This is a genomic window from Rhodococcus sp. NPDC080181, assembly GCF_040702225.1.
GTDB lineage: Bacteria > Actinomycetota > Actinomycetes > Mycobacteriales > Mycobacteriaceae > Rhodococcoides > Rhodococcoides fascians.
This window is the reverse complement of the sequence record NZ_JBFBKN010000012.1, coordinates 95,924-115,332: the sequence shown is the minus strand read 5'-3', so window position 1 is coordinate 115,332 and position 19,409 is coordinate 95,924. Positions and strand designations below refer to the sequence as shown.

At 65.4% G+C, this 19,409-nt stretch carries 14 protein-coding genes; 9 read left to right on the top strand and 5 right to left on the bottom strand.

From position 1 onward, the window contains the following. Nucleotides 1-17 precede the first annotated feature (17 nt). Nucleotides 18-1,592, bottom strand: coding sequence for an AbgT family transporter (locus AB0O58_RS15660; RefSeq protein WP_080736351.1), 1,575 nt, complete (start codon nt 1,590-1,592; stop codon nt 18-20). Nucleotides 1,593-1,843: 251 nt separating this feature from the next. Between AB0O58_RS15660 and AB0O58_RS15655 the strand changes: the two genes are divergently transcribed. Beyond that, entirely contained in the window at nt 1,844-3,268 is a 1,425-nt protein-coding gene (locus tag AB0O58_RS15655) for an amidase family protein (RefSeq protein WP_366238476.1), read from the top strand. A 19-nt stretch (nt 3,269-3,287) separates the two neighbouring features. Here the strand turns inward: AB0O58_RS15655 and AB0O58_RS15650 are convergent, their stop codons facing one another. Next, nucleotides 3,288-3,863, bottom strand: a complete 576-nt coding sequence (locus tag AB0O58_RS15650; RefSeq protein WP_366238475.1) for a TetR/AcrR family transcriptional regulator — start codon at nt 3,861-3,863, stop codon at nt 3,288-3,290. A gap of 79 nt (nt 3,864-3,942) precedes the next feature. On the opposite strand from AB0O58_RS15650, the gene AB0O58_RS15645 reads away from it, so the two are divergent. Beyond that, the gene (locus tag AB0O58_RS15645; RefSeq protein ID WP_366238474.1) at nt 3,943-4,548 is read left to right on the top strand and encodes an NAD(P)H-dependent oxidoreductase; all 606 of its coding nucleotides are present in this window, start codon (nt 3,943-3,945) and stop codon (nt 4,546-4,548) included. A 29-nt stretch (nt 4,549-4,577) separates the two neighbouring features. Here AB0O58_RS15645 and AB0O58_RS15640 read toward each other — a convergent pair whose 3' ends face one another. Further along, nucleotides 4,578-5,756, bottom strand: a complete 1,179-nt coding sequence (locus AB0O58_RS15640) for an acyl-CoA dehydrogenase family protein (RefSeq protein ID WP_283551096.1) — start codon at nt 5,754-5,756, stop codon at nt 4,578-4,580. A gap of 137 nt (nt 5,757-5,893) precedes the next feature. Here AB0O58_RS15640 and wrbA point away from each other — a divergent pair, with 137 nt between their 5' ends. Together wrbA and AB0O58_RS15630 are read left to right on the top strand one after the other, a co-directional pair. Next, complete coding sequence (gene wrbA, locus AB0O58_RS15635; RefSeq protein WP_027495694.1) at nt 5,894-6,493, top strand: NAD(P)H:quinone oxidoreductase; 600 nt, start codon at nt 5,894-5,896, stop codon at nt 6,491-6,493. Between the two features lie 233 nt (nt 6,494-6,726). Continuing rightward, nucleotides 6,727-8,937 carry a GGDEF domain-containing protein gene (locus AB0O58_RS15630; RefSeq protein WP_283551095.1) on the top strand — a complete coding sequence of 737 codons (2,211 nt, stop codon included), beginning with the start codon at nt 6,727-6,729 and terminating at the stop codon, nt 8,935-8,937. Nucleotides 8,938-8,961: 24 nt separating this feature from the next. Here the strand turns inward: AB0O58_RS15630 and AB0O58_RS15625 are convergent, their stop codons facing one another. Next, a complete protein-coding gene (locus AB0O58_RS15625) occupies nt 8,962-9,585 on the bottom strand; it encodes a TetR/AcrR family transcriptional regulator C-terminal domain-containing protein (protein WP_366238473.1) in 624 nt (207 codons plus the stop codon). 105 nt (nt 9,586-9,690) lie between these two features. Here AB0O58_RS15625 and AB0O58_RS15620 point away from each other — a divergent pair, with 105 nt between their 5' ends. The 5 genes from AB0O58_RS15620 (at nt 9,691) to AB0O58_RS15600 (ending at nt 18,491) form a co-directional block, all read left to right on the top strand. Beyond that, on the top strand, nt 9,691-11,715 hold the full coding sequence (locus tag AB0O58_RS15620; RefSeq protein WP_366238472.1) for an amidase: 2,025 nt from the start codon (nt 9,691-9,693) through the stop codon (nt 11,713-11,715). A 2-nt stretch (nt 11,716-11,717) separates the two neighbouring features. Further along, nucleotides 11,718-12,959 carry an MFS transporter gene (locus AB0O58_RS15615; protein WP_032391862.1) on the top strand — a complete coding sequence of 414 codons (1,242 nt, stop codon included), beginning with the start codon at nt 11,718-11,720 and terminating at the stop codon, nt 12,957-12,959. Continuing rightward, nucleotides 12,956-14,617: an amidohydrolase gene (locus AB0O58_RS15610; RefSeq protein WP_366238471.1), complete on the top strand. Its 1,662-nt coding sequence runs from the start codon at nt 12,956-12,958 to the stop codon at nt 14,615-14,617. Before AB0O58_RS15615 ends, AB0O58_RS15610 begins: the two co-directional genes overlap by 4 nt. Continuing rightward, complete coding sequence (locus tag AB0O58_RS15605) at nt 14,610-17,495, top strand: aminotransferase (protein WP_366238470.1); 2,886 nt, start codon at nt 14,610-14,612, stop codon at nt 17,493-17,495. Before AB0O58_RS15610 ends, AB0O58_RS15605 begins: the two co-directional genes overlap by 8 nt. A gap of 66 nt (nt 17,496-17,561) precedes the next feature. After that, nucleotides 17,562-18,491 (top strand): aldo/keto reductase, encoded by a 930-nt coding sequence (locus tag AB0O58_RS15600; RefSeq protein ID WP_366238469.1) that lies wholly within the window; start codon nt 17,562-17,564, stop codon nt 18,489-18,491. A gap of 48 nt (nt 18,492-18,539) precedes the next feature. Here AB0O58_RS15600 and AB0O58_RS15595 read toward each other — a convergent pair whose 3' ends face one another. After that, nucleotides 18,540-19,400 carry a methyltransferase domain-containing protein gene (locus tag AB0O58_RS15595; protein WP_206498794.1) on the bottom strand — a complete coding sequence of 287 codons (861 nt, stop codon included), beginning with the start codon at nt 19,398-19,400 and terminating at the stop codon, nt 18,540-18,542. Nucleotides 19,401-19,409: the final 9 nt, after the last annotated feature.

Genomic DNA, 19,409 nt, shown 5'->3' with positions numbered 1-19,409 from the left:
CGCGGCAGTCACTGCGGTCATCGGATCGGTGCGCCGGGGCCGAGCGGGATGCCGAGCATGTACCAGACTGCGAACAACGCCGCCCACACGATCAGCATGCCCAGCGCGACGGGGATGGTGAACGAGGCGAGGGTACCGATGCCCGCGTTCTTCTTGTAGCGCTGGATGAGTCCGAGGGTGAGCACGAAGTAGGCCGACATCGGGGTCATCGCGTTGGTGCAGGAATCGGCGATTCGGTAGACGGCCTGGGTGGTTTCGGGGTTGACGTCGATGTACATGAGCATCGGCACGAGAACCGGGGCCAACATCGACCACATGGCCGAACCACTGGTGACGAGCAGGTTCATCACCGAGATCAGCACCAGCATCATGGCGAACACCACGAGGGGGTGTAATCCCCCGGCTTTCAACAGTTCCGCACCCTCGACTGCGACGACGTTGCCGATGCCGGTCCACTTGAAGTAGGCGAGGAACTGCGAAATCGCGAAGAACAGCACCAGGATCGGAGCAAGGGTCTTGATGCCGACGGCCATCGACTCCGGAATCTCACGGAGCTGCCGAAGACTGCCGGTGGTGCGTCCGTACACCCATCCGACCAGGACGAAGGCGATCGCGATGAAGAACCCGATGTTCTGCAGCACGATCGACTGTACGAACCCGCCGTCCTCACCACGCAGCGGCGACGAGGGAGGAAGCAGTGCCGCGACGACGACGGCCACGTACACCGCCAAAGCTGCTCCGGCGCGGCGCATTCCCTTCTTCTCGATCGGCTCGAGATCGAGTGCCAGCTTCTCCGCTCCGTCCTCGACGCCCTCGTCGGCATCGAGATTCATGTGCTTGGCCATCACCAACTCCACCACCAGGGTGATGAAGATCGAAATCACCAGTGACGACGCGAGACTGAAGAAGTAGTTGTCCACGGGGGTCACGCTGTAGTCGGCGTCGACGATCTGAGCGGCGGAGGTCGTCAACGACGACATGATGGCATCGCTGGGTGTGATCAACGGTGACGCGTTGTAGCCACCGGCGATGGCGACGAACGCCACCATCATGCCCAGTACAGGACTTCGGCCCGCCGCTTTGAACGCCATTGCCGCCAGCGGAAGGACAACGATGAATGCCGCGTCGAACATGACGTGAGACATGGTCCCAGCGAAGGCAACCGAGAACGTCACCCATTTGGCGGGCAGCTTCACGATGGTGGCGCGCAGCAGCGTGGTGAGCACACCGGAATGCTCGGCGACGGACACACCGAGGATGACGGTCACGATGATGGGGAGCGGCGCGAACCCCGCGAAGTTGTCCAGTGCCGTTCCGAAGATCATGGCTACGCCGTCACTGCTGAGCAGGCTGCGAACCATCGACACCTCACCGGTGCTGGGTAGCACCACCCCGGTGCCCAGTGCGGCCAGGATCGCGCTGACCACTGCCAGCACTGCGGCCAGAAGCCAGAACAGCAGGAAGGGGTGCGGCAGTTTGTTGCCGACGCGTTCGATGCTGGACACGAGACGGAACAGTGTCTTCAGTCCCCAGGGCATTCGTGTTTCGGGCGCATCCGCAGTTGCCGGTGGACCGTCGATCTGACTGGACATGATTGACTCTCTTTCGCATACCGTCGGATTGCGACCGAGCCCCGGGCTCGGATGTCCTGCTCACTCAAGTCGGTTCACGTTGCCGATATGTTGCATGTGTGAAATTTCCAGCCGTCTGAGCGAAACCGCCAATCCAACGGCGAAAACGCTCAATGGACGACGATAGCCCGGTGGGCTCCGCGCGGTGGTGCAGTCTTGAAACAGGCTTCCGACAACAACTCCGGCCGATCCGGATCGAAGCGAGGAGTTTCATGACCGGCGACATTCAGTCACTGTCCCTGCGCGCGCTCGCGGCACACATCCGTGATCGCGAGATCTCGGCCCGCGAGGCGCTCGAGTCGCATCTGGCTCGCATCGACGACGTCAACCCTGTCGTCAACGCGATCGTGACCTTCGACATCGATGGGGCGACCGAACGTGCGAGTGCAGCAGACCGCGCAACGGTGTCCGGCGAGGCACTGCCCGTTCTGCACGGCGTCCCGATGACGCACAAGGACAATCACCTGACCGCCGGTCTGCGCACGACTTTCGGCTCGCCGATTCTGGCCGACAACATCCCCACCGAGGACTCGGGCATCGTCGCCCGCCTCAAGCGCGCAGGTGTCAACACCACCGGCAAATCCAACGTTCCCGAATTCGCTGCAGGCTCACACACTTTCAATCCGCTGTTCGGTACCACCACCAATCCGTACGATCCGACTCGCAGTGCCGGCGGCAGCAGTGGCGGTGCCGCCGCCGCCATCGCCGCCGGGATACAACCGGCGGGCGACGGGTCGGACATGGGCGGGTCGCTGCGCACTCCGGGATCGTTCTGCAACCTCGTCGGATACCGGCCGTCGTTGGGCCGAATTCCGATGCTTCCCGCAAAGAACCCGTGGGCCTGGATCGCTCGGCAGGGCGTGCTCGCGCACGACATCGAGGACGTGCGCTTTCTGATGCGCGCACTCGCCGGTCCGGATTCGTCCAGCCCTCGTGGTCTCCCGCTCGACGACTCGTACCGCTCGGAGGAGGCCGGCTCGCTGCGTGGGCTGAAAGTAGCGTGGACAACGGATTTCGGTCTCGGCGTACCCGTCGACCGTGAGGTGATCGACGTCCTGAGCCGCCAACTGCACGTGTTCGAGCAACTCGGTGCCAGTGTGGACGTCGATTGCCCGGACCTGTCCGGCGCGGACGAGGTGTTCCAGACGACGCGTGCGTTCGACTTCGCCACCGCCTACGGGCACCTGTTGGAGGAACATCGGCACCGCATGAAGAGCGCCGTGCAGTGGAACGTCGACAAGGGAATGGCGCTCACGACACGAGACATGATCTCCGCCAACACCGCTCGCAAGAATCTCGATGCCGGAGTGCGGCAGTTCTTCTCGCGATACGACGTGTTGATCGCGCCTGCCGTTCAGGTACTTCCGTTCCCCGCGGACGAGGAGTACCCCGCCGTCGTCGACGGCACGCCGATGAACAATTACCTCGACTGGATGCGGGCCGCTTCGCTGATCTCGGCGACAGGCCTACCGTCGCTGTCGATGCCCGGCGGCTTCAGCTCCTCCGGTCTTCCGGTTGGATTGCAGATCGTCACCGCCGACCGCGCCGATCACCTGCTGCTCCGGGTCGCGCATGCCTTCGAGGCCGAGACGGCATTCCACCGTCGTGCCCCCGCATCGGCGGCCGCCACCGTCTGACAGATCCGGCGGGCCGAGTTCAGGACCTGTCGACCGCGGCGACGATCAGATCGGTCAACTCCCCGATCGCTTCGGCCGGTGTGAGTGACCCGGATACGGCACCGTGGGACAACGCGTCTGCGGCACCGAAGACGGCGGTCAGAGATGGCGTGGACATGCCGTCGGCATCGGTGAACGGACGCAGAATCTCCCGACACCGCTCGAAGTAGGCGCGCTCGGCGGTGCGCTTGACCTGTTCGAGTTCGGGCGAACCTTCGAGTGCCGCAAGCACACCCGTCAATTCCCTCCCCTGGGCCAATGCGCACCCCACGTAGGAGTCGGCGATGGCCTTCGCCCGACCGCGGACCGTCATGGGTGCCGAGTCGAGAGATTCCTCCAGCATCGCCGCCTGCCTGGCATCGAATTCGGTGAACAGAGCGGCAAGAAGTTCGGCGCGGGAAGCGAAGTGGCTGTACACCACCGGTTTCGCGACACCGGCATGCTCTGCGAGCCGTCCGAGAGTCAACGCGTCGGCTCCTTCGGCGCGTACGAGAGCCCAGGACACCTTGATCAACTGGGCGTTTCGATCGGAGCGCGACAGCCTCGTCCGTGCCATTCCGCCACCTCCTTGCTTATGTACTAATAGTAACCTACTGTTCGTACATAGCCGATCTTCCCCAGCCGAAGGAACAGCCATGAACACGCTCGTCGTAGTCTCCCATCCCGACCCGCACTCTCTGACCCATCAGGTCGCTCACTCCGTAGTCGAGGCCATCCGATCCACCGGCACCACCGTGGAGACCGCAGATTTCGCCGCAGAGAGCTTCGATCCACGATTTTCGGCTGCAGATCTGAGCCTGTTTCGTGGAAACGGGAGCACACCGTCCGATGTAGCCGAGGAGCAGACACGGATCGACCGCGCCGAACACCTGATTCTCGTCTTCCCGATGTACTGGTGGTCGATGCCCGCACTACTGAAAGGCTGGATCGACCGCGTGTTCGTCGAGGGCTGGGCCTACGAATACGGGGACAGAGTATTCGTGAAGAAGCTGGACCGACTCACCATCCATCTGGTCGTCGTCGCGGGAGACGATGCAGACAGCTTCGAGCGCCATGGCGTCCATGAGGCCATTCGAACGCAGATCGAGCGCGGCATCATCGAATACTGCGGTGCCACAGTGGGACCCACGAACTTCGTATACGGGTCGGACACCAGGAGTCGCGCGGAACTCGCTACCGAGATCTCCGCTATCGGTAGCACGGTCGCAGACCGGGTCGCCGCGCAGCGCGCGCTCACCTGACCTGCCACCGCCACGCGGGACGAGGGTGGTCAGCGATTCCGCTTCTGCTCGGCACGGATCAAACCGCCGCCGACGATCAGCCGCTGAATTTCGCTCGTGCCCTCGTACAGGCGGAGAAGACGGACATCTCGATAGATTCGCTCGACGGGAACGCCGCGCATGTACCCTGCGCCGCCGTGGATTTGGACCGCGAGGTCGGCAACTGTGCCGACCATCTCGGTGCAGAACAGCTTCACCGCCGACGGCGCGATCCGTCGATCGGTGTTTTCCACCCAGGCCCGGGCAGCCTCACGCACCATGGCCCGGCCTGCCATGACTCCCGTCTGCTGGTCGGCGATCATCGCCTGGACGAGTTGATGATTGCCGATGGGCTCGCCACCCTGTGTGGAAGACGCAGCGTAGGAGACGGATTCGTCCAGGGCACGCTGCGCTTGACCGACGGCGAGAGCGGCGATGTGGACGCGGCCGCGCGCCAACGACGTCATCGCCGCCCGGTATCCGATGTCACCGTTGCCACCCACCAGAGCGTCGGCGTCGACCTCGACGTCGGTGAACGTCACATCCGCGGTTCCTGCTCCCTGCTGACCCATCTTCGCGTCCTTGTCACCGACCTCGACACCCGCAGCGTCGGCGGGGACCAGAAACACCGCGATCCCGTTGCCGCTGTTCGGCTTCGGGTCCACTCGCGCGAACACGACGAACAGGTCCGCGATGGGCGCATTGGTGATGTAGCGCTTGCTTCCGCTGATGATCCAGCCCGTACCGTCCACTACTGCAGTCGTTCTCAACCCTGCCGGGTTCGAGCCGGCACCGTCCTCGGTCAACGCGAACGACGCGACGACGTCGCCGGCCGCCATGCCGGGCAACCACGTTGCCTTCTGCTCGTCGGTGCCGAACCCGACGAGCACTTGGCCCGCGATTCCGTTGTTGGTGCCGAACATCGACCGCAACGACAGTGTGGTGTAGCCGAGCTCCATGGCAATCTCGACATCCTGAATCAAGTCCAGGCCGAGACCACCGAACTCTTGCGGAATCGCGTATCCGAACAACCCCATCTCGGCGGACTGTCTCCGCAGATCGTCGGGAATCGAATCGGCGTTCATGATCTCGAGTTCACGCGGAACCACCCGCGATCGGACGAACTGGGAGACCTGCTTCTTCACGTCCGCGAAGACGTCGTCGGGTACCTCGGCATTGCGCACGGTCATGGCACCACTATCGACGCTGCCCACGGATCGGACAACCGACAACCGCGAGTAATTGACACAACAATCATATTGAGTACTATCGAATACAGTTGACATCGCAACTACTTCGGATGTCCACCCGACGAAAGGTCTCATCGATGACGAAGATCGCAATCATCTACTACTCCGCAACCGGCCACGGATCCACGATGGCGAACAAGCTCGCCGACGCAGCGACGGCGGCTGGAGCCGAAGTACGCGTGCGGCACATCGCGGAGACGCGCGACCCCAGCACCTTCGCCGAGAACCCCGCCTGGTCCGCCAACTACGAGGCAACCAAGGATCTTCCCGCTGCCAGCGGCGACGACATCGTCTGGGCCGATGGCGTCATCCTCGGATCTCCGACGCGTTTCGGTAGCACCGCAGCACCGTTCCAGAACTTCATGGACTCGCTCGGCGGCTACTGGGCCAAGGGTGAACTTGCGAACAAGGCATACGCCGCCTTCACCTCGAGCCAGACCGCGCACGGCGGCCAGGAGACCACGCTCATCGGTCTCTACACCTCGCTGATGCACTTCGGCGGCGTCCTGGTTCCGCCCGGATACACCGACGGACTGAAGTTCGCCGACGGCAACCCCTACGGCGTCAGCCACGTCACCGGACCCGAGAACAAGAACGAGCTGGACGACGCGACCACCGCAGCGCTGACCCACATGGCCACGCGCGTCGTCACCATCGCCGAGGCTCTGGCGAAGTAGAGGCCGGCTCTCGTCACCTCGAGAAGACCGCCCGATTCGCGTTCGCGTCCGGGTCCGCACATCGCCAGTGCGGACCCGGACGTAGTACATGCGTGATGACAAACGGCGTGTTTGTCATCTCGGGCGTGCACCGCCATGCTGTGTGCAGGGAACAGCAACTCCGCTGACTTCTGCGATCGGTCGGTGGCGTCGCCCACCGACTCGTCGCTGCGACGAGTGCGAAACGGACATCGATGAACGATCCCGGCTTCGATCCGCTCGTTCTCCGCGCCCTGTTCGACGAATCCCCCGACATGGTGGCCCTGTCCGCGTTCTCCGGCAGCGTGATCGACGTCAATCCGGTCGGCCTCCACCTGGTCGGCCTGGAGGAACTGCCGTCGACAGGCCTGCTCACAGCAGATTTCTTCACCGCCCGCGGGCTCGAAGTCTCCGGTGACGTCGAACATGCGTTGCAGACGACCGGTCACTGGCAGGGCCGTACCGAATTACGCCACTTCGTCTCCGGCGCGGGCATTCCCGTTGCCCTGTCCACGTTCGTCGTCCGACGTTCCGGGCGAGAACCCGACCTGATCGCCACCATCGTCCGCGACCGCACCCGTGGACACCAGCGTGATCTGGACCTGCTGGCCGCGGCCGTATCGGCGGAGAGAATCGCAGTCGAGCAACGGGCACTGGCCGAATTGAGCGCACTTGCCGTCACGGCGGACTTCGATACTGTGCTGACTGCGGCCACGAGCACGGCGGCCAAGTTGGTGGGCGTCGAGTCTGCGGCCCTGGCCCGACGTTCGGAGGACTCGACCGACCCGCTTCTGTCCGTCGACGCGATCACCCGCACGCTCCCACACGATTTCGTGCTTGCCACCGGCGACGGGTCGTTGACCGGTTACGCCCTGGCGCGAAGGGCGATCACCGTGTGTTCCGACATCGAATCCGAAACACGATTCGACACCTCGGCCATGGCTGCCCTGGGCTTTCGCAGCGGTGCCGCCGTTCCGATCACCATCGGTGCCGGGCTGTGGGGCGTACTGATTCTGTTCGGCCGAGAACCACACGTTTTCGGCGACGGAGACATTGCGTTCGTCTCCGCAGTCGCCGGAGTGCTCTCCGCTGCACTCGAACGGGTGGAACTCGACCGCGAGCTGCGCTGGCGCAGCGCGCACGATCCCTTGACCGAACTGCCGAATCGCGCGGTGGCGTACGACGCGATCGACACTGCGCTCGCACAGGTCGCGGACACCGGCGGCCGAGTGGCCCTGCTGTTGCTCGACGTCGACGATTTCAAGATCATCAACGACAGCCTCGGCCACGACGTCGGAGACCGCGCACTCGTGCACTTCTCACGCCGCCTGGCCGCGACCGCGAGACCCGGCGATACCGTGGCCAGGCTCGGCGGCGACGAATTCCTGATGATCTGCAATCACATCGACGACGTCGCACATGCCGAACGCGTCGCCGAGTGCATCCGTTCCGCTCTCGCGGCCCCTACCGCGGAAGACGAGGGCGACGACCCGATTCCGGTGAGCGCCAGCATCGGAGTTGCGGTGTCCACTGCGGGCTCGACCCGACGCGAGCTCCTTCGATCGGCCGACCTGGCGATGTACCGCGCCAAGGACACCAGGGCCGGGCACGCCGTCTTCGACTCGAGCGACCTCTACGACGCCGACCGTGTGCGCTCCATGTCGGTGGACCTGCGCCGCGCCGTGGCCTCCGGCGACCTGACACTGGATTATCAACCCGTGATCGACGTCGAGACCGGACAGATCGTTTCCGTCGAAGCTCTGGCGCGTTGGCAGCACCCGAATCTCGGTCCCATCGAACCGTCCGAATTCGTTGCCGTGGCCGAACGCACGGGTGTGGCAACGCTTCTCGACGATTGGGCCCTCACCACCGCCTGTCGACAACTCGTCGACTGGCGCGGGCTGGGCTGCGTCGGCATGCGCGTCAACATCAGCGCGCTGCAACTGCGCGACCCGGCCTTTCCCGATCGAGTGGCTGCCGCCCTGCTCACCACCGGTGCGCACGCTGACGGCGTCGTTCTCGAACTCACCGAGACGGAATGGCTCGCCGACACCGGCACGGTTGCGTCCAATTTGGCGAGACTCCACGAGATGGGAGTTGCGTTGTCACTCGACGATGTCGGGAAGGGCTACAGCAGCCTGGCCTACCTCGAACGATTCCCGGTGATCGGCAGCTTCAAGATCGACCGAACGTACATCGACGCTCTCGACACCGAGCGAGGACGAGAAGTGTTGACCGCCATCGTGTCACTGGCGAAAGCCTACGGCGTGACAGTCGTGGGCGAAGGCGTCGAAACGCAGGCGCAGCTCGACGCTCTCACCGCAGCGGGATGCAATCTGGTGCAAGGGTTTCTGCTGGGTCGGCCCGCCGACGCCGAGCACACGGCGCTACTACTGTCGCGTGACAGCGCAGCGCGACAACGCTGAGCACGTCGAACACGGGCCTCGATCTCACCGCCGGGGGCGCGCCGATGCGACGAGCATCGCCAGACCCATCTCGAAGGCGCGGGTGGCAATGGGATCGTCGGCATCCTCGTGTTGGACGGTCTCGTAGGCCGCGGCCAACCGCGGGAAAGCCTCCTCCTGGCCGGCAGGATCGAATACGACACTCGGGCCGGACATGTCGAGGACACTGCCGAGGATGAACGATTCGAACGCGGTCAGCAGAGGCAACACGTCCCTGCTCGCCCAGCCCACCGCCTCTGCGGCAACAGAGAAATCCTCGTACTCCGCCAACAGCACCGGGGTCGATGCGCGTGTGGTCATGAGGAGGGGAACGGCGCGGTGATGCTCCGCGAACGCCCATCGATAGGACCTCGCCCATTCGACGAGGCCCTCCTCCCAGGGCAATTCGCGTAGCGGTGCCGAGTCGATTCGGGCCGAGACCAGAGCTCGGACGTCTTCGATCATCGCCGCGCGGTCGGCGACGTGGTTGTAGAGGGAAGTAGGGTTCACGCCCAATTTCAGCGCCACGCCCCGCATGCTCGCACCGTCGGCTCCGTGCCGATCGACCAGGGCCAATGCGGTGCGGGCGATCAGGTCACGGCTGAGAATGGCGCGAGGTGGTCGTGCCATGGTCGCCTCCTCTCGGGCGGTCGTCGAGTACGGACAGCCTTGCATGTCGGGATTTTTTTCGATTCACCCGTTCCCAAAACCGACAGTGTGTGTTTTAGTTCTGTCATGACTTCTTCTTCCTTCACCGTGGTCGAGGCCGATGTCGCCGGCGTTTCCGCCGCGCTCGCCGAGGGCACTGTGACGAGCGTCGAACTGGTAGCGCGTTACCTCAATCGAATCGGGCACTACGACCGCACCGGCATCAGTCTCAACGCCGTCCCGGTACTGAACCCCGACGCGTTCGAGGAAGCCCGCGCAGCCGACCGGCGCCGGAGCGCTGGGCAGACCCTCGGCCCGATGGACGGAATCCCCTACACCGCCAAGTCCAGCTACAAGGTGCGCGGCCTCCCGGTGACGGCCGGCTCGCCCGCATTCGAGACCCTCGTCGCGACCGACGACGCCTTCGCCGTGGCCCAGCTGCGAGCGGCAGGTGCCATTTGCCTGGGCCTGACCAACATGCCGCCGATGGCAGCGGGTGGAATGCAGCGCGGACTCTACGGACGCGCCGAAAGTCCCTACTCCGCAGAATTTCTCACCTCGGCGTTCGGCTCGGGATCATCCAACGGCTCGGGTACGGCGACAGCTGCGAGTTTCGCTGCCTTCGGACTCGCCGAGGAAACCTGGTCCTCGGGCCGCGCACCCGCGTCGAACAATGCGCTCGTCGCCTACACGCCCTCTCGCGGGGTGATCTCGGTGCGGGGCAACTGGCCGTTGGTGCCCACGATGGATGTCGTTGTGCCGCATGCCCGTACGGTCGACGACCTACTGCACCTACTGGACGTGGTCGTGGCCGAGGACGCGGTCACCGAGGGCGACCTGTGGCGCATGCAGGAGTGGGTGTCGATCCCCCCGGCCTCGGATGTTCGGCCCGCGTCCTTCACCGAATTGCCGCCACTGCCGTTGCAGGGGCTCCGGCTCGCCGTACCTCGCCTGTACGTCAACGGCGATCCCGACAGCGCATATCCGATCCACACCCGCGATTCGGTGATGACCCTGTGGCACTCCATGCGCGACGATCTGGTGGCTGCAGGCGCAGAAGTGATCGAAACCGACTTCCCCGTCGTGGAGAACTACGAAGGCCTGCACCCGAACTCGCAGACCATGGTCGACCGCGGTCTCGTTCCCGCCGAGTTCCTCGACCGCGAGCTGGAAGAGCTCTCGGTGTGGGCGTTCGACAGCTTCCTGGCCTCGAACGGGCAGCCCGGTCTGCGCGGCCTGGCCGAGACCGACGGGGCGCGCATCTTCCCGCATCCCACGGGCGCGCTACCCGATCGCTACGGCATTCTGCCGTTCGACACGGCCTACGATCTGGCGGACTACGTTCCCATGGCGAAGGCAGGGGTGACGCCGTTCGATCGCATTCCGTCTGTGGAGGCCGGCATGCGCGGATTGGAAGAGGTCCGCCGCGTCGACTTCGAGAAGTGGTTGCAGAACAACCGCTTCGACGCAGTCGTCTTTCCTGCCGTCGCCGATGTCGGCCCCGCCGACGCCGATGTCGACGTCGCGTCCGCCGATATCGCCTGGCGCAACGGAGTCTGGGTGGCCAACGGCAATCTCGTGCCCCGCCACCTCGGCATACCCACCGTCACCGTTCCCATGGGGTCGATGAGCGACACGTCGATGCCGGTCGGCTTGACCCTGGCCGGTGCGGCCTACTCCGATTCGACCCTGCTGCGTCTCGCCCGTTCCGTCGACGCCCTCGGGGCACGACGAGTGGCTCCCGCACGCACCCCGGCACTGACCGACGAGCACGTGTTCGACGGCATCGTCGGTGCCGGTGACTCGGATGCCTCCATCGCAGTGACCGACGTGCAGATTCGGCCGGGATCCGCGGGCGACGAACTCACCTTCGCCGTCCGGATCGACGGCGGTTCCATCGACGACGTACAGGCTTTCGTCGACGGAGTGCGGGTGCCGCTCCACACGACGGGCAGCGCCGTCACCGGGACAGTGTCGATTCCGCCGGGTTCGTACGACACCCTGCACAGTGAGTGGCGGGCACCGTACGGTCCCCTCGTCGTCGCCGTCGCCCGCTGCGCAGACGGTGGTGTCGCCGGTGCCATGGCGACCACCGACGGATCGCCTCTCTGATCATGACCATTCCACTGACGCCCGACGCCACCCGGCTTCCACTGAACACTCGACGAGCGACGTCGACATTCGGCATGTCCGTACTCGGCCTGCTGACCGCAAACCTGTTGCCGTTCATGGTGATCGCACTCCAGGACTCCCTCGGCGTCAGCGTCGCCGAGGCGGGGACCATCATGACGGGCTCGCTGCTCGCCACCGCGCTGGCCTGTATCGCGGTCACCCGACTGGCCGAGGGGTCGCGGCGGATCGCGGTAGCCCGAGTCGGTCTCGTGGTGACCGCACTCGGATTCGGTGTCGCTGCGTTCCCGCTCGGTGCCACCGTCACTGTCGTCGGCGTCATCGTCGGAGGTGCGGGAGCCGGCGGCGCACTGGCCGCGAGCGGTGCAGCTCTGGCGGCACTGCGCAATCCCAACCGGATGTCGGCCGCCAACGGACTCGTCAACCGAGCCGTCGTGACCCTCGTCCTCGCGGTGATCCCGCTGGTCGGGGTCGGCCTGGGCAGTGTCTACGGATTCGTCGCGGCTCTGGCGGTCGTTCTCCTGGTGACGTCGGGTTGGTTGCCCGCCGCACCCGTACTCGACTCACCCGACCCGGTGCGACGGGCTGTGGAGCCGCCGGCCTCGGTCGGCACGCGGCGCATCACAGTTGCCGGAGTGTCCCTGCTGGTGATGTACGCGGTGTGGGCGATCAGCGAGGATTCACTCTGGGCGATCGCAGGCACCATGGGCGCAGACAATGCGCAGCTGAGCGACGCAGCACTCGGTGTAGTTCTCAGCGCATCCAGCGCAGGGGGATTCTTCGCCGCCCTCGTGCTCATCCTGCTCGGCGACCGGGTGGGCCGCGCACTTCCGATGGCGGTCCTACTGATCGTCGGTGGTGCCCTGAAACTCGGTACGTCCCTCGCCACCGATCCCACGGTGTACGGCGTGCTCCTCGTCGCGTGGAACTCGGTGTACCTGGCGGCCTTCCTGTTCTTCATCGCCACCGCGGCCGCACTGGATGCCAACGGCAGATTCTCGGGTCCCTCGCTCGGCGTGTATCTCGTGGGTACCAGTTTCGCTCCAGCGTTCGGTGGTTGGCTCGTGGAGTCGTTCGGCTACAGCACATTCGGCTGGGTCGTAGGCGTGACCAGTTGGTTGTTGGTCGTACCGGTCGTTCTCGTCGCACGCTTGTCCACCCGCGTCGAACAGGCAGAAAACCAAGCACGGCAATCGGATTCGCTACCGCAGGAGACATCTCGATGACAACCCCGACCACCCGGACCGCACTGGTGAACGGCAGGATCCTCAGTTCCTCCGGCACCCTGGAGGCCGTCGCCGACGGTAGCTTGGCCGAGGCCGATCGTGTGGTGATCGACGGTGACCACATCGCCGAGGTGCACCTGCCCGGCACCACGCACGCGGCGTCCGCCGACGTCACGGTGGACCTCGAAGGCCGATTCGTCCTCCCCGGATTCGTCGACTCGCACGTACACCTGTTGTGGCTCGGTGCCGGGCTCAGCAGCGTAGCCCTCACCGACGCAGGCGATCTCGCGGAGATTCGACGCCGGCTGGTCGACGCACGAGAATCCCTCGGCTCCGAGGCGACCATGCTGCGCGGCCGCGGATGGCTCTTCGATGCCATCGACGGTGAACCCACCGCAGCCATGCTCGACGAGGTCGTCTCGGACATTCCGGTGTTCCTCGACTCCAACGACATGCACTCGATCTGGGTCAACACCGCCGCACTCGAAGCGATGGGAATCGACGCGACGACAACGGATCCGGCCGGTGGCCGGATCTCGCGTCTTCCCGACGGCTCACCCGCCGGGATGCTGTACGAACGCGCCGCGCACGAATTGGGTTGGGCCTACCCGTCTTCGGTCACCTCGAACCAGGATCGAGAGCGACACATAGGGCGTGCACTCGACGCGTTCGCGGCCGCCGGTGTCACCTCGGTCGTCGACATGGGGATGGACGAAGACGGCTGGCGCGCGCTGTGCGGTGTCGCGCAGCGCTCGGAAGGCCGGCTACCGGTCCGTGTCTCGGCACATTGGCTCGTCGTCGATACCGGTGACGCGCAGCGCAATCTGGACCAGGTGAACCGTGTTCTCGAGCTGCGGAACGACCCGACACCGTGGCTCGAGCTCGTCGGTATCAAGCTAGTACTCGACGGTGTCATCGACGCGTGTACCGCAGCGTTGAACTACCCGTACGCCAACGGCACCAACGGAGACCTGTTGTGGAGCGCCGAGGCCCTTCTACCCGTCGTCGTCGCCGCGGATGCTGCACAACTGCGTCTGGCCATCCATGCCATCGGCGATCTGGCCAGCGACATGGCCCTCGATGTTCTCGAGGAGATGATCGACGTCAATCCGCCGTGGGATCGACGACCGCGGCTCGAGCACCTCGAAATCGTCAGCGATCGGACACCCGACCGAATGGCTCGGCTGGGCATCACGGCATCGGTACAGCCGGTGCACTCCGACCCTGCGATCCAACCGAACTGGCGCGCCCAGTTGGGCGACGACCGCGTCGAACGCGGCTACCCGTGGAGGTTGTTCACCGCTGCGGGGGCCCGCCTGGCATTCGGCACCGATGCCCCGACCGCGCCCCACGAAGCGCTGGCGAATTTGTACATCGCCACCACGAGACGCTCGGCCACCGACCACTCGCTGCCACCGAACGAGCCGCAGTTCGCGGTACCGCTCGACGCCGCCCTACGCCACGCGACATTCGACTCCGCCGCTTCCTTCGATGCCGATTCGCGGGTCGGTCGAGTGCAACCCGGCATGTACGCCGACCTCGTCGTACTGGACGGTGACGTACTCGACGGAGGCAATCTGTTGGCTGTGTCGGTCGTACGCACCATCGTCGGCGGCAAGACCGTGTTCGAGAAAGAGACCGAGGAAACCCATGTCTGACACCGTGATCGACTTCTTCGCCCAGCCCGAGCTACCGACGCCGACCCTCGAGTCCGACGAGGTCCGTAGGCTGATGGACGAAAACTTCGGATTGGCATGCACCCTCACCGAACTCGGCAGCCAGCAGGACCAGAACTTCGTGGTTCGCGACATCGACAGCGGCAACCCGGTCGGCGTCCTCAAGCTGAGCAACCCGGTGTTCAGCGAGTCCGAGATCGAGTTGCAGGACCTCGCCGCAAGCATCGTTGCCGAGCGAGAGCCGACGCTGCGTACCCCGAAGGTGGTCGTCGGCCCGCGCGGACCTATGTCCGCATGGTGGAACTCGTCGCAGGGGCGCATCCACGGCCGGGTCATCGAATTCATCTCGGGCACAACGCTGATGGGTTCGAACTATCTCTCCCCCGCCACGGCCGCGCGGATGGGTGAACTCGCAGGCAAGGTGAGCGTTGCACTCTCCGATGTCGACCACCCGGCGTCGGGCCGGGTGCTGCAATGGGATCTGCGCCATGCCGATCGCGTCATCGCGACGCTGTTGCCCGACGAGCCGGACCAGGATGTCAGCGAATTCATCACCGACGTCACCGCATCGGCCATGCGTCAGTTGCATTCGGTGTCGGCCGACCTGCCCCGTCAACTCGGTCACTTCGACATCACCGACGACAACGTTCTCGCGCCGACGGCACCCGGGTCGCTCCCCGACGCCGTCATCGACTTCGGCGATGTCAGTCGATCGTGGGCGGTCAACGAAATTGCGGTGACCTTGTCCTCGCTGCTGCACCACGACGGCTTCGCGCCGGTCGACGCACTGCCCGCCATCCGCGCCTTCCATGCCGCACGTCCGCTGAGCGAGAACGAGATCGAGGCACTGTGGCCATTGGTCACCCTGCGCGGAGTGGTCCTCGTACTCAGCGGCCGTCAGCAGGTACGCCTCGACGCCGGGAACTCGTACGCCGACTCCGCGCTGGATCGCGAATTCCGCATCCTCACCCAAGCAACATCGGTGCCCTGCCCCGTGATGACCGAAACCATCCGTCGGGCACTGGGTTTGGACGCCCGGCCGCGACCGACCTGGCAGGGCGAACCGTTGGTCGCCGGTATGTCCGACGCCGTGACCATCGACGCGGGCACCACGTCTTCCGTCAACGACGAAGGGCGCTGGCTCGACCGACACACCCTGACGGCCGCCGCGCTTGCCGCACTCGATGCAGGCGCTCCCGCCGCTGTGGTACCTGCGTGGTCTGCTCGGCTCACCGGTGGACCCAGCCGCACTCCCACAGAGCCGGCCACGATCTCGACTGCGCTGACCATCTGGCTCGCCCAGGACACCACGCTCGACGTACCTGCAGACTGCTACACCACGCACACCGACGACGGCATCACCGTCACGTCCGGTGACGACGCCGTCCACTTCGTGGGCGTACCGAACTCGCCGAATACCCTTGTGCTGCCGGCGCGTACACCGATCGACGTCCAGCTCACCCGATCGAACTCGGGGCCGATACCACTGCGCGTCGAGCCCTCGTACTCCCACGGTTGGTCGGTACTCGCCGGTGACCCAGCGCCGGCACTCGGGCTGCCCGCTACCGTCGTCGCCCCCGAAGACGACACCCTCGAGCGCCGCGAACGACTGCTCGCCGAGGTCCAGGAGCACTACTACGCGCAGCCTCCCCGTATCGAGCGTGGCTGGCGTGAGTACCTGGCCGACGTCGACGGCCGGGTCTACCTCGACATGGTCAACAACGTCGCCTCCGTCGGCCATGCCCACCCGAAGGTGGTGGCGGCCGCCCATCGGCAGATGCACCTGCTGAACACAAACTCGCGCTTCAACTATCGCGCGATCACGGAATTCGCAGAACGCATCACCGCGACCCTCCCCGACGAACTCGACACCGTGTTCTTCGTCAACTCCGGTTCCGAGGCCACCGATCTCGCCATCCGCATCGCGATGGCCGCGACCGGACGTACCGACATCGTGGCCATGAAAGAGGCCTACCACGGGTGGACCTTCGCCAGCGACGCCGTCTCGACCTCGATAGCCGACAATCCCAATGCCCTTGCCACCCGGCCGGACTGGGTACACACCGTCGACGCCGCGAACTCCTACCGAGGAAAGCACCGCGGTGACGATGCGGCCCGCTACGCCCCCGAGGCCGTGCAGTTCATCGACGACCTGGCCGCTGCAGGGACTCTCCCCGCCGGGTTCATCGCCGAGTCCTATTTCGGCAACGCCGGAGGTGTCGCACTTCCCGACGGCTACCTCCAGCAGGTGTACGCCGCCGTCCGCAGGCACGGTGGCCTTGCGATCTCCGACGAGGTGCAGGTCGGTTACGGCCGACTCGGCGAATGGTTCTGGGGCTTCCAGCAACAGCAGGCGATTCCCGACGTCGTGGCGGTCGCGAAATCGATCGGCAGCGGCCAACCCGTCGGCGTTGTGGTGACCTCCCGGAGGATCGCCGACCGCTACCGCACCGGTGGTTACTTCTTCTCGTCGACGGGCGGGTCCCCGGTGTCGTCGATGATCGGCCTCGCCGTGCTCGACGTCATCCAACAAGAGGGGTTGCAGGAGAACGCGCGCGTCGTCGGTGGGCACCTGAAGTCTCGATTGCAAGCGCTCGCCGCTGAGGATCCGATCGTGGGTACCGTGCACGGATCGGGTCTGTACCTGGGACTCGAATTCATCCGTGACCACACCACCCTCGAGCCTGCGACCGAGGAAACCGAGGCCATCTGCAACCGGCTCCTCGAACTGGGAGTCGTCATGCAACCCACCGGCGACCACCAGAACGTGCTCAAGATCAAACCGCCCCTGTGCGTCTCGAAGGAATCGGTCGACTACTTCGTCGACTCGTTGAACAGAGTCCTGACCACCGGCTGGTAAGGGCGAATCGGCTCCTCGGTTTCGCGGCGAGGCTCCGAGGGCGGCAGTGATGAGAGTATTCAGGGCATGACGCAACTCGGTCTCGGACTTGCCGCACTCGGACGCCCGGAGTATCTGACCATCGGGCATTCGTGTGCGGTGGACGGGCGGTTCGACCCGGCTGCGCTCGAGCAACATTGCCACGCAGTACTGGACGCCGCCTGGGACAGTGGCATTCGGCACTTCGACGTCGCCCGCTCCTACGGTCTGGCCGAGCAGTTCCTCGGCAGCTGGTTGTCTGCCCGTCCGAACCGGCGCGAGGAACTCGTGATCGGCTCGAAGTGGGGATATGCCTATGTCGCCGACTTCCAGCGGGGCGCGGAGGTACACGAGGTCAAGGAACACTCGGTTGCACGTCTGGCCGAGCAGTGGCCGCTTACCGTGCGCGACCTCGGCGGAAAGCCCGACCACTACCTGAGTCACAGCGTCACCCCGGACAGCCCTGCCCTTCGCGACGCAGCCCTGCTCGACGATCTACGCGCGCTGGCAGCCGGTGGCACGCGCATCGGCATCAGCACCAGCGGGCCGCACCAGGCCGAAGTCGTGCGTGCCGCGCTCGCTACCGGGGTGTTCGGCTCGGTGCAGTCGACGTGGAACCCCCTCGAACCGTCCGTCGCCCCCGCCCTGGCGGAGGCGCACGAGGCCGGCTGGTTCGTCGTCGTCAAAGAGGCGATGGCGAACGGCCGACTCGTCGCCGAGAACTCCGAACTCTCCGCGCTCGCCGACTCGGCCGGAGTCGGACGCGACGCGCTCGCACTGGCCGTCGCCCTCGCGCAACCGTGGGCCGATGTGGTGCTCTCCGGTGCCGCCACGGTGGCGCAACTCGAACAGAACATCGCTGCGCTCTCCATCGACCACGACGTGATCGCGGCCGGCGACCTGAACATTGCCGACCTGGACATTGCCGAGTCGCCGCAGAGCTACTGGGACAACCGCTCCCGCATGGCCTGGACCTGACCTCCGTCCACCTTTCTCGAATCGGCGCGTTCAGTGGCGTCGAGGCATTCAGTGACGGGTCGCGCTGAACACGTCGACCGGATGCGGAACTCGAAGCCCGCCAACCGCATCCGGAACCGATACCGCCGCGAGGTAGGCCCGCACCGGCTCGTGCAGCTCGGGCGTCAACCGGGCTTGCACCGCGAAGTCCAGCACGTCGTCGCTCGCGGCGGAAAGATCGACCAGCGCATCGAGAGTCACCGTGTCGTCGAGGACGATCTCGGCGTCGACGAATGCTTTCTCGACGTCGGCGCTGAACCACTGCCGATGGCCCTCGAGTGGAGGGGCGAGGACTTCGACGAGTGCGTTGAGCGCGGCCGTCGGCGCAATCGCCACCCACAGTTCGCCGCCGGGTCGCAGCAGGGCGAGCGCGGCACGCAACGTTGCTCGTAAGTCTGCGACGTAGTACATCGAGTGCACGAACATCACGACGTCGAAAGTCTCGTCGACGGGTGCGTCGTCGAACGATGCAACGTACGCGTGGGCGTCGAGTTCGGCGGCCTCGAGCGCCGCCATCGTGGCGGCGAAGAGCTCGGTACTGCCGATCCAGGGGTCGATGCCGACGTACCGGACCGTACGGCCGGGTGCCCGCAGCACCAGGCCTGCTGCGAGCCTGGCATCGAGTGAGCCGTCTCCGCAGCCCACCGACAGCACCGAGAGCGGTCCATTCCCCATCCCGGCCAGCCGATCTGCGAAGTGCTGGGCGATCAGACCGCGCTGATCGGAGAGCATCTCGAAGGCGGCGTGGTGCTCGGCGTAGGACTCGGGCGGCAGGCCCGCCAGCGCCTCGGCCCCGCGACGCATCGCCCGCAATCCGTCGATGAGCACGACGGCAGTGTCGGTCGGCGAATTCGGAGCTATGTTGGACATTGGACCGAG